10 protein-coding genes and 1 pseudogene (1 of these 11 cut by a window edge) are annotated in these 10,869 nt (G+C 41.7%); 4 read left to right on the top strand and 7 right to left on the bottom strand.

Annotation, left to right across the window (positions count from 1 at the left end; genetic code table 11):
* The 3 genes and pseudogenes from HRU23_15210 to HRU23_15200 all read right to left on the bottom strand — a co-directional run.
* Positions 1-419 (bottom strand): annotated as a pseudogene (locus HRU23_15210) (bifunctional 5,10-methylene-tetrahydrofolate dehydrogenase/5,10-methylene-tetrahydrofolate cyclohydrolase) (it extends 405 nt beyond the left edge of the window).
* A 310-nt stretch (positions 420-729) separates the two neighbouring features.
* Positions 730-1,638, bottom strand: coding sequence for an ABC transporter substrate-binding protein (locus HRU23_15205; protein NRA55489.1), 909 nt, complete (start codon positions 1,636-1,638; stop codon positions 730-732).
* Positions 1,638-3,812 (bottom strand): TonB-dependent receptor, encoded by a 2,175-nt coding sequence (locus HRU23_15200; protein ID NRA55488.1) that lies wholly within the window; start codon positions 3,810-3,812, stop codon positions 1,638-1,640. Before HRU23_15200 ends, HRU23_15205 begins: the two co-directional genes overlap by 1 nt.
* A gap of 548 nt (positions 3,813-4,360) precedes the next feature.
* Between HRU23_15200 and HRU23_15195 the strand changes: the two genes are divergently transcribed.
* The gene (locus HRU23_15195) at positions 4,361-4,639 is read left to right on the top strand and encodes a helix-turn-helix domain-containing protein (protein ID NRA55487.1); all 279 of its coding nucleotides are present in this window, start codon (positions 4,361-4,363) and stop codon (positions 4,637-4,639) included.
* A complete protein-coding gene (locus HRU23_15190) occupies positions 4,623-6,017 on the top strand; it encodes a HipA domain-containing protein (GenBank protein NRA55486.1) in 1,395 nt (464 codons plus the stop codon). The genes HRU23_15195 and HRU23_15190 overlap by 17 nt, the downstream gene beginning before the upstream one ends.
* A 34-nt stretch (positions 6,018-6,051) precedes the next feature.
* Here the strand turns inward: HRU23_15190 and HRU23_15185 are convergent, their stop codons facing one another.
* The 3 genes from HRU23_15185 to HRU23_15175 form a co-directional block, all read right to left on the bottom strand.
* On the bottom strand, positions 6,052-6,504 hold the full coding sequence (locus tag HRU23_15185) for a DUF1499 domain-containing protein (protein ID NRA55485.1): 453 nt from the start codon (positions 6,502-6,504) through the stop codon (positions 6,052-6,054).
* A 155-nt stretch (positions 6,505-6,659) separates the two neighbouring features.
* Complete coding sequence (locus HRU23_15180) at positions 6,660-6,851, bottom strand: hypothetical protein (protein ID NRA55484.1); 192 nt, start codon at positions 6,849-6,851, stop codon at positions 6,660-6,662.
* On the bottom strand, positions 6,802-8,346 hold the full coding sequence (locus tag HRU23_15175) for a methyl-accepting chemotaxis protein (protein ID NRA55483.1): 1,545 nt from the start codon (positions 8,344-8,346) through the stop codon (positions 6,802-6,804). The genes HRU23_15180 and HRU23_15175 overlap by 50 nt, the downstream gene beginning before the upstream one ends.
* 346 nt (positions 8,347-8,692) lie before the next feature.
* Between HRU23_15175 and HRU23_15170 the strand changes: the two genes are divergently transcribed.
* Together HRU23_15170 and HRU23_15165 are read left to right on the top strand one after the other, a co-directional pair.
* On the top strand, positions 8,693-8,884 hold the full coding sequence (locus tag HRU23_15170; GenBank protein ID NRA55482.1) for a DUF2798 domain-containing protein: 192 nt from the start codon (positions 8,693-8,695) through the stop codon (positions 8,882-8,884).
* A gap of 230 nt (positions 8,885-9,114) precedes the next feature.
* Positions 9,115-9,594, top strand: a complete 480-nt coding sequence (locus tag HRU23_15165; protein ID NRA55481.1) for a peroxiredoxin — start codon at positions 9,115-9,117, stop codon at positions 9,592-9,594.
* Between the two features lie 35 nt (positions 9,595-9,629).
* On the opposite strand, the gene HRU23_15160 is transcribed toward HRU23_15165, so the two are convergent.
* Positions 9,630-10,220 carry a DUF479 domain-containing protein gene (locus HRU23_15160; GenBank protein ID NRA55480.1) on the bottom strand — a complete coding sequence of 197 codons (591 nt, stop codon included), beginning with the start codon at positions 10,218-10,220 and terminating at the stop codon, positions 9,630-9,632.
* Between the last annotated feature and the right edge of the window lie 649 nt (positions 10,221-10,869).

Raw genomic sequence — 10,869 nt, 5'->3', positions numbered from 1 at the left:
GAGCCAAAGGCTGGCTTGCCCATCGCCATTAGGCCAAAACCTTGCGTCGTTACGCCGTCAACATCTTTAGCGATTGCTATTGCGTCAAAACATGCGCGTTCGTCGATTTGATCTGGGACCGGATGTTGCAACAAAATACCACTAATAGCGGGATCGTTATTTAAGTTTTCGATTTGTGCCAACAACTCATTGGTGGTGGTGCTAGCTGGCAGTTTGATAAACTTTGAGCCAATGCCAATCCGCTCACAAGCATTAACTTTCATTTGCACATAAGTTGCCGAGGAAGGATCGTCGCCGACCAAAATAGTGGCTAAGGTAGGTTGTGGTTTTTGCTGCTCAAGTAACAGATCGCTTGCGACTTTAAGTTGCTGTTCGCGTATTTTAGCGAGTTTCGTTCCATTAAGGATCAATGCTGACATGTGGTGACTCTCCAATTCTATAATTGCTGGGCAGTATAGCAACTGCCGCTAAGCGAATCATTGTTGGTGACACAAAACAGTATTGTGGAATATCAGATAATATAAAGCTAACCAAAACATACCATTACAAAGTATCACAAGGCATGACAAGATAAGGCATCAAGCCAAGTTAACTAACACAGCGAAGATGTCACACACACAAATTTAACCATCACCATGCTTTTCTGATACAACTGTGGCAAAAAAAACCGTTACCAGTGATGGCAACGGCTTTGTGCTTGCTTAAGGCAAATGGTCACCCTAGGGTTCGTTATGACTCATTCGAATGATTAAGTATTAAGTCGAGCTCTTTTGCAATGCCTTCAGCCGCCAACATGCCGCGATTGAGAGACCATAACGCTGACGAAACCTGTTTAAACTGCCCTGTTTTATCGATTTTAAGTAACCTAAACAAAGGGCTTTGTTGCCATGTATCTAACACTGATCCTGGTTGCTTTTTTCCGTAAAATAACCAGTCAGGGTTTACTTGCAGTAGTACTTCAAAATTCACTTGCATTAAATAGCTTTTTTTCAAATCTGCAATGCCAGACTCTAGCCCAAGCGACTCAAATAAACTGCCAGTAAATGACAATGGCCCATGCATCCACATGCCACGATCGTTAACATTAGCAAATTGAACCGTGCCGACATCGTTAAATTTACCCTGATAAGTTGCCATCAACGCTTTATGCTGCGCAATTCGCGCTTGCATTAGTTGCTCTTTATCTAGGGCTTTACCGATTAATAAAGCCGAGTCGAGTGCGTCTTGATAGGATTCACCTCGACTTTTAAGCAACATAGTCGGGGCTATCTTAGACAAATCATCATAACTAACGCGATGACGATGCAAATCTGCAATGATCAAATCTGGTTTAAGCTGTGCAATAATCTCTAAGCTCGGCTGTGAACGCATGCCAACCGAAGTCCATGGTGCAAGTAACGTGCGGACCGCAGGAATAATCCGTTGAGGGTTTAAGTCATCGGCAACGCCAACCGGAGAAACCCCCATTGTCGCGAGCGCATCAATAAACGAATATTCTAAAACAACAATTCGTTGTGGTGCCGCGGGCAATGTCAAAGTACCCACTTCGTGTTCAACCGTATGCTCTGCCTGTGCTGTCAAACTAGAGAGCACGAGCATTAAGCCGACAACAATGCGTCGTTTAATGCTCACCGACATTAAAATTTACCCGATACACTTAAGGTAATGTTACGAGGGTCGCCCACGTAAATACGCGTGTCTTTACTGCCACCAATATAATACAGTTCATCGGTGATGTTTTCTAAATTAAGCGAGGTCCGGTAGTCGCCAAACTCATAATGAACACCGATATCAACCGTTGTATAACTTGGCAGCTCAACACGAGTATCGACATCTGAACTGGTGTAACGCGAACTTTCATAATTGATGCCTAAAGTTGCACTTACTAAGCCGCCAGCAATCTCGTTCGGTAAATTGTATTTGGTCCAAACGTAGGCTTCATTTAATGCTGAACCTGCAACGCGATTACCATTAATAGCAGGATCTAGACTGCCCGACACATTTGCATCGACATAGGCATAACCGAGCTTAATTTGCCAGTTTTCAACAGGCATCATTAACAATTCAGCTTCTATACCGGTACTAATTACTTTGCCCAGTAGTTCATTATCGCCAGCTTCATTTTCATCAACCACATTAGATTTTTCAATATCGAAATACGCAATGTTTAGGCTTGTTGTGTCATTAAAGAGCGTGCTTTTGATGCCCAACTCATATTGACGGCCTTCTTCTGGCTCAAAGGTATCGCCATTGGCATCAGTGTCTTCAATGCTATTTGGGTTAAAGCTTTCGCCGTAACTTAAGTATAACGAGGTGTCCGGCATGATCTTATACACGACGCCGGCTTGTGAAACAAAGGCATCACTTGAACTCGTTAATCTTTGTTGTGATGAAGTTCCCCGTGAGGCATTTTCTTGTGCATCGTTATATTCAGTGTCTTGACGGGTATAACGCAGGCCAGCCATGACGCTCCACGACTGGCTTAACGCGATGCTATCTTGAGCGTAAAGGCCATAATTTTTATGCTTAGTAATGCGATGGTTAAGCACATAGGCGCTTTGGTCAGTGGCGGTTAAATCGCTAGGAGCATAAAAATCAACCGTCGTTTTAGTATAGGTTTCACGTTTAAAGTCGCTCTCTTCTGTCCCGATATTGGCACCGAATAACACTTGATGCTCAATGTCGCCCGTCCATAACTGACCCGTAGTTCGAATATCAACATAATGATAGTCACGTATATTTAGTTGAGTACGATCTCTTAGTTTTACCGAGTCGCTAGAATCAACTACTGCGTTATTTTCATAAAGATCGCGTTCGTCTTCATGCCAAACACTGCGCCAGTCGACGGTTAAGTCGAAGTTATCGTTAAGCTGATGATTAAACGTCGTAAACGCGACTAAACCGCGGTCATCACTGGTATCACCTGCCGACTGGTAATGGGTATCGATGTCAGCAATTTGTTTGATATCGTTATTCAATACTGCAAGGCCATTATCCGCGACGCGATTTTCTGACTGCAGCTCGACCCCAAAAGTAACCGCAGTTTCATCGCTATGACGGTAAGTTAGTGTCGGAAATAGGTAATAATTTTGTGAATCAACATCGTTTCGATAGGAATTATTGTCTTCAGCGCTGACGATTAAACGATATAACCAAGTGTCACTTTCATTAAGTGGCCCGGTCGCATCAATGGTTGCGGTTAAACTATTGTCGTCACTCGCACCACTAACATCAGTTGCATAGGTATTTAGAGAGACATCGACACTAACTGACGCCTGATCTTGTGGCTTTTTGGTCACAATATTAATTAGGCCACCGGGCTGGATTTGGCCATACATAATAGATGCCGGGCCTTTTAATATTTCAACTTGTTCAACGTTGGCTGTTGTTGGTGAGCCAAAGCGTGATGCTAAGCCTGGTAAGCCATTGACTTGAATTGAGCTCAAATCAGCTGCAATTCCTCGCAAGGTAAATGAGTTTGCTGTGACGCCGCTTCGGCCTAACCCTGTGGTATAACCGTATGCATCGGCGAGAGACTCAGCCCGAATATCTGCTAAAAACTGCTGATTAATGACATTAACAGTCACGGGGGTATCTAGGGGATCGATATCGGTTTTGGTGGCCGTACTGACAAGCGGGTTCAAGTAAGACTGCTGTTGGCCAAACACAACAACGTTTTCTATTTCTGTCTGTATTTGTGCTTGAGTATTATTTTGAGTGTTGTCTTGAGTGTGGTCTTGAGCAATAGCGTGGGCATTTAATCCCAAAATTAAGCATAGGCTTTGGGCGATCGGGGTTCTAGCAAACTTCATAAATTAACTCTATATCTCTTCTAGCGGTGGGCTGCATAGCAATGCGATTTAAAGTGTAGCGATTTATACACCTTACGAGACCTTAATAATAATGATAACGGGTTGCATTACAAGTCGTATATGCATTTACCGTACTCATCGAGCAAATATCAATCACTATAGTTGATTTACAGCTCTGCTATAAGATTGAGACACCATTGTCATTACAACTAAATTGAGTTTAAGTCGCTAATTGGTCAAGATTAAGATAGTCGACATGGCTGTTCTACTTAAATTTGATCGTACTTAGGATTGATCGTACTCAGGCTTGATCGTATTCAGGCTATTAGTAATGCGAGCAACAACGATTGAATTGGCTCAACCAAATAGCTCTAAAATGACGTTTAAATGGACTTTTGACGCGTGTGTAGCAATGCATTAGCTAAAGGTCTATTTTTATTGACTTTAAGATAGAAATATCTAATATTAATCTAAAATAACATTTAAACAGACTTTTGATAATGCAGAACAATAAAAAATCCCTAGGTAAAGCCGTGAAACCCACCGCTATGCCCGATTTATCAACCAAGTTCTCCCCTAACCTGCTCGCGCTTGCGATAACTGCCAAGCGAACGGGTATGAGGTTACGAATTGTTGATGTGGCTAAAGCGCTGACTATTTCAAAGCAAACCATTATTAAGATTGAAAAAGGCGATCCTAAAGTAAACTTCATTAATGTGCTCAGAGTAATGGAGTTGCTCGGACTCTCTTTTGACATAACAACCGATGAAAGCCAATTAAAGCCGGCAGATCAGCAATTAGGAGAGCATGATGACCAATGGTTCTAATTATATTCTGGATGTAATCATCGGTAGCCAAAGAAAGATTGCGACAATAACAATGCGCGTTGGCTCTGAAACAGAAATATCACTTATTTACCAACCAGCATGGATAGAACAAGGTTTCCCTATTTCGCCACACCTGCCTTTAAATGGTAAATTCGATTTTAGAGCCGTTAGAAACTACCTGCAAAACTTGCTACCTGAAGGCAAAGGCTTAGAAGATATCACCAGCAATACCACGATATCGAAAAATAATACCTTTGGCCTTATTCGTGTTATTGGCCAAGAAACCTCCGGCGCACTTTCGTTTAAAGCGCCAGATCAATTGCCAAAGCCTACCCATTTAAGGGTGGTTACCGACAACGAACTGACTGATAAATTAGCGCGGTTTTGCAATATTGGTGAGTCGATAACCTATTGGGATGGTCGCACCAGACTGTCTGTTGCCGGCGTGCAGGACAAACTTAACTTTCTTGAATACGACGGAAAAATCGGTTTTGGCGAAGGGAACCTGTGTTCGAACAAAATATTCAAGTTTGAAACGGGCAAAGCACCGCTTATTGCGGTTAACGAGTTTTTCACCATGATGCTGGCGCGCCATAGTGGTATTGATGTACCTAAAGTCGAAATACGCGCTTATGGTGGTGTAAGGACCTTCGTGATTGAGCGATTTGATCGCCGCTTACTCGCTGATAAAAGTAGCGTGCAATGTCGCCACGTTATTGATGGCTGCCAAGCAACGAACTTACCACCGTCGTACAAATACGAACGACAACACGGTGATGAGGGAGATGGCATTTATATGCGTGATGGCGTGTCTTTTTCTCATTTGTTTGCCGTTAAAACATCGAACGACGCAGCTTATCGTTTAAAGCTAATTCAATGGATGACTTTCAACATTCTGACCCGAAACTATGATGCCCATGGCAAAAACATTAGTTTTTTTGTTGGTAGCAAGGGATTAGAGCTAACGCCGTTTTATGATCTGGTGAATATAGAAGCGATTATTCAAGAAATTAAACGTCGTAGTCAGGCTAGCGACTCAACCGAACCCGATAGCAGTATTCCCCAAAACTATGCGATGTCGATTGGCGAATATGAACAAGGCTCTGAGGGAAATTTCAAAAATTCAATTACCGCTTTTATGTTAGCCGATTTTGCTAACAGCTTTGAGATATCACTGCCACGTATTGAGTTGGTGATGACCCAAGTCACTCAGTCGGTGTTAAAGTCTTTAGCGACCTGCCGGCAGGAAACTCTAAACCATGATTTGTCAGCAGCTGAAATCAAGCATGTTGACCTGTGTATCACAATCGTTACCGGCGCTGCTGAAGAACTTCTAACCGAAATAAAACAAATTACTGATATGAAAGAGTTGTTCTAACTTTCGTTATCTAAGCCGGTTTAAGTCTTGTTTACTATTGGCTAAGCGCCTTGAACTCGGTTCGAATAGTTTCAATGCGTGCTCGGTTAACCCCAAAATCAGAATGACCAACACGTGAGCCAGATCGAACATGGATGGTTATTTTGTCTGACTTGGTTACAGGAAAATAAAACTCTACATCGTCAACAAAGCGGAATATTTTAGACGTGAATTCAGCTCTAATATAATTATCTTGTGTCGTTAATATCTTAGTTCTTTTTCGGCTGTTAATAATCTGCAACAGATGACTCTGTACTTCTCGTTGGCTGCCCAGCGCCAGTATAGGTTTGATGAACTGTTTATTGTCATCGGTAAAACTGTTAACACAATTTGGTTTTGGCGGGCACGGCTGCAATTGCCCATTCTCAATACCCAAGTTAATGCTCACCGAGCTACAGCCGGTTAATAACCCTAAACTAGTGACAATAATAAGAGTGAGTTTATTCATGAATTTATCCTTAACGTAACGCTGATCTGTAAACATTGGTCAATACCGTACTAATGCTCGGTATAAATACTACCATTGAAATGAGCATTTTAGCACTGCTGTATTGACCAAGCGTCAGCGCACAATTCCAGCAATAAGTTACCGTATTATTATGCTCAAAGCTTAAACTGTTTCATTAGCTGTTGCATGGCATGAGCAAGGCTCGCAAGTTGCTCACTAGAAAGTTCGTTTTGCTGCGCACCTCGTAATATTTCATCGCTGGAGTCACTAATATTTGCCACATTGTGGTTAATTTCTTCAGCAACAATAGATTGTTGCTGACAGGCAGATGATATTTTCGCATTCATATCCATGATGCTTGATACTGCCGAGGTTATTGTGTCTAGTGACTGCCCTGCTTTTGCAGCTAGCTCGGCGCTGGCTTCTAACTTGTACTCGGCTTTCATCCATCACTTCAACCGCAGACGTAGCACCTAGCTGTAAGCGCTGGACTAAGCTTGTTATTTCTTGGGTTGACGACTGAGTGCGTTGAGCAAGTGAGCGAACTTCGTCCGCGACTACAGCAAAACCGCGCCCCTGTTCACCAGCGCGAGCTGCTTCGATTGCCGCATTTAATGCGAGCAAGTTGGTTTGATCGGCAATGCCACTAATTACGCCGACAATCCCGCCAATATCATTGCTACCATTTTTTAGGACATTGATTTTGTCAGAGGCATTGGTCACTTTAGCAACAAGCTGATTTATTGATTGTTGACTTTCCTTGACCACAGCGGCTCCTCTACCAGCTTCAATATTAGCTTGCTGGGCAATCTGCTCAGCACTAAGTGCATTATTTTTAACCGCTAGCACCGAATTAACCATTTCAGTCATCGATTGGGCCACTAATTGAGTATCTGCTCGTTGTTGATTGATCGCCGTATTGTTTTGTTCGCTAACGACCGAAAGTGCTTCAGTAGCCGTCACCATTTCAACCGATGAGCGGCTAACTTGCATAATCATTTGCCGGAGCTTAGCAGCCATATCAGCCATTGAGTTGAGTAACTGGGCTGTTTCATCTTTACCGGCTGTCTTTGTCGTAACCGATAAATTTCCCTGAGCCATCTCATTGGCTAATATTACGGCTGACTTTATCGGACGAGTTACACTCTTAGTCACCAAGTACCCTAGTGGTAGGCTGATTAATAAGGCAAGCACTGCCAGGCTAATCATTCCTGCAAGTGCAGACTCTTCCTCGTGTTTGACAACATCTAACGCAGCATCTGTTAAATGTTCGATGGCTACTAAGAAGATTTCTAATTCGTGGTTAAGTTCTTGTTGTTCGTGTTCTGTCGTCGCAGCCAAGCTCGATGCTTGCTCTAACCGGCCTTGTTCAATGTGAGTCAGCAACGTAAAAACATGAGTTTCATAACTAGAATGTTTACTTTTTAAGCTCGCTAACTGTTTAGCCAACTTTTGCTCAGTAATACGAATCTCAGGCGTAAGTGCATGGTCAATCGCTTTAGTCAGTAGCGCGCTGGCCTTTATTATTTCTTGGTCGACATCCCGACTTATTTGGTGAATTTCACCAGACACTTCAGTAATACTTTTAGCATCAGGCGCTGGTTTAACAGCAGCAGATCTCAATACTTGCTCCAAAAGTAATGCCGTCTCTAATTGTTTTACCGTCAGTTCAGAAGTCAGTTCTATTAATGGCATGTCTTCAAAAGCAATGGTGTCGAGCTCATAACCGATAGTTTTCATTTTAGCAATGCCAAAGCCAACGATAATGCCCATTACCAGTAGTAGTATTGATATGAGTCCAGATAACTTACTGCTAATCTTTAGGTCGGTGAAGTGCTTCATATATGCCTCCGATAAACGTCACTTATAATGCGATAATTAATAAGCCAAATCGTCAAGAAATTATAGTCTATATTAGCGAGATTACTGGCAATGCAAAAACAACAACAATCCAACGTACAAAAAAATCAATAAAACACAATTCCAACAAAGATTTCATGTCAGCGTTTGCTGATTGATATAACGATTAGCACAACTGGCGATTTTTTAAAATGTTTGAATTAACATCACTTTAATGACATTATGTTGTCACTAAAACAGAAATTATAGCGGTAAATATCGTTAAAATAGTCAGGAGCCTGACCTTATCAGTTACCAAATAAAATATAGATTGTTTATGGCATTTACGATGTCGTTTTTAATGAGTGCAATTATGAGCGGGGTGATTATTATTTCACGTCTTGGCTTGTCCGATCCTAACTTTTGGCTAGCATGGCGTGACGCTTTCTTGTTGTCGTGGCCGGTTGCCCTGCCGACTGTCTTTCTTGTTTCCCCTATTGCCCAATTTTTAGTGATAAAAGCACTGCCAAAACCAAGATAGACTTTAATTGGCCATCTGCACGAGTTCAAGCACACCAACTGGCGCAACATTTGACGTAGGCCTTCACGAAAATGGTTCAATTCTAATTGAAAACTTAGCTTTAACGCGCTAGACATTTGTCGCTAACTAAGTAATATTCTACTGAGATATATTTGAATCTAACTTAAGCAAACAAACACTTATACCAATTTAAGGATTGACACATTTCGCTGTCAAGGATGGAAAAACAGATGATCAAACTAAATGACAAAATGCCTAATGGCGAATTGCAGCAATTAATATCGACCTCATCAACAACGCACACCAGTGCCGAGTTGTTTAACGATAAAAAGGTCGTATTATTTGCCGTACCTGGCGCTTTTACCCCTACTTGTTCAAATTCGCATTTACCAGGTTATATAATGTTGGCTGAACAAATAAAAGCCAAAGGGGTTGAAGCCATTATTTGCCTATCAGTTAATGATGCATTCGTGATGAATGCGTGGGGAGAAGCTCATAACGTAAACAAGGACAATATTATGATGCTTGCCGATGGCGATGGTGCTTTTACCCAAGCACTGGGCTTATCAACGGAAACAGGAAGTTTCGGTGGTTTACGCTCACAACGTTATTCAATGTTAATTACCAATGGTGTGGTAACCAAACTCAATATTGAGCAGCCGAAGTCTTTTAATGTTAGCGACGCTCAAACGATGCTTGACGCCCTATAAAAATAGATATTAAGTGGTTTACAATGAACTGTCGTTCAATTTGCGCTTAGTATAATGGCCTGCTGGCGACTATGCGCAATTAAGTCACGATAAAAAGCGGTTCCGACATCATCAATATGTTGTTGGTGCCGCTGATACCAAACAAGTGCCGGTCTAAAATCAGGTTTAATGCTGATCCTTTGTGAGGTTCGAATAAGTGCCTGCTCTATTATGTCCAGGTTTTGATAATTATATAACCAGTCCCCTGCTATCATCCGCTGAGTTACCGCTTCAAACTTGCTTGGTTGCTGCGCCCGATCAATTGCCAAATCTTGATATACTAGCTGCGCAAAGTCGATTAATGCAATATTACCAAAATCTTCAAAATTCTTAGCAATAATGTGATCTAATAATATATCGAGGATTATGCCCGAAAACCGTCGCAGAGGCCCAAGTTCGACTTTCAACGGTTTAAGAGAAAGATGACTATCGGTGTAAATGTCTATTTTTCGATGCAATCGAACGCCCCGCTGCCAAGAGGGTTTAAGCTGATCAAGTACCGAACCTTTGATAAAGTCACCAAGCAAGTTACCGGTGATTGAGGTATTAGTAAGGTAGGCTAAATGGGCATGGGCTAAAAAGTTCACATTGACTCCGGCACAACGACTTTAAAATGTATCTTATATCATTTGTATTAATTATGTGATTTTGTTGTGCCCCAGTAATATGAGTAACAGCAAGGCGCAATTTCCGACTAACAGCTAGCTATTGGGATTGAGAGTGCCGCAATGATAGCGATATTGTTTATTTGATTAGCACAACTATTTAATGCCAATGGTATTAATATCGCATTTTTTAACTGACATCAATTTACGCTTCTATTGAAGATATCAAAGCTTACCAATGATTTAGTGCAATGGTTAGCACCAGTGGTGATCATTTATCATGCTGATTGACGGGATCAACTGCTAACAACAACCGCTAACTTTACCGTTAAGCAATTGAACAAATTACCCATCAAACAGCCTTAGACAAAAGTCGTAGTTCAAAATGTAACCGGCTCGTCTATTTATTGAGTTATGGTTAACGAGGTGCAACAAATTTATTAACTTTTATTTAGCCGTACCAACAAAAAAAACACTGCGTTAACATTCACAAATCCAACATCGCAGCACCAAAATGTTAACATTATAAAATTCACCTCCCCTACACTAATCAAAGCTAAAACCCAGCAGTAAACACCTATGATTCATTGACTTAACTTGGCGAACGATGTCACACCACTTACGTTGCCAA

Source organism: Gammaproteobacteria bacterium (assembly GCA_013214945.1).
GTDB lineage: Bacteria > Pseudomonadota > Gammaproteobacteria > Enterobacterales > Psychrobiaceae > Psychrobium.
Note: the sequence above shows the minus strand (reverse complement) of the source record. Positions and strands in the feature narration are given on the sequence as shown.

Coding starts and splice junctions, on each gene's coding strand:
- HRU23_15205 (NRA55489.1), bottom strand. CDS start 1,638: ATGTCGGTGAGCATTAAACGACGCATTGTTGTCGGCTTAATGCTCGTG.
- HRU23_15200 (NRA55488.1), bottom strand. CDS start 3,812: ATGAAGTTTGCTAGAACCCCGATCGCCCAAAGCCTATGCTTAATTTTG.
- HRU23_15185 (NRA55485.1), bottom strand. CDS start 6,504: ATGAATAAACTCACTCTTATTATTGTCACTAGTTTAGGGTTATTAACC.
- HRU23_15175 (NRA55483.1), bottom strand. CDS start 8,346: ATGAAGCACTTCACCGACCTAAAGATTAGCAGTAAGTTATCTGGACTC.
- HRU23_15195 (NRA55487.1), top strand. CDS start 4,361: ATGCCCGATTTATCAACCAAGTTCTCCCCTAACCTGCTCGCGCTTGCG.
- HRU23_15180 (NRA55484.1), bottom strand. CDS start 6,851: ATGAATGCGAAAATATCATCTGCCTGTCAGCAACAATCTATTGTTGCT.
- HRU23_15190 (NRA55486.1), top strand. CDS start 4,623: ATGACCAATGGTTCTAATTATATTCTGGATGTAATCATCGGTAGCCAA.
- HRU23_15170 (NRA55482.1), top strand. CDS start 8,693: ATGTCGTTTTTAATGAGTGCAATTATGAGCGGGGTGATTATTATTTCA.
- HRU23_15165 (NRA55481.1), top strand. CDS start 9,115: ATGATCAAACTAAATGACAAAATGCCTAATGGCGAATTGCAGCAATTA.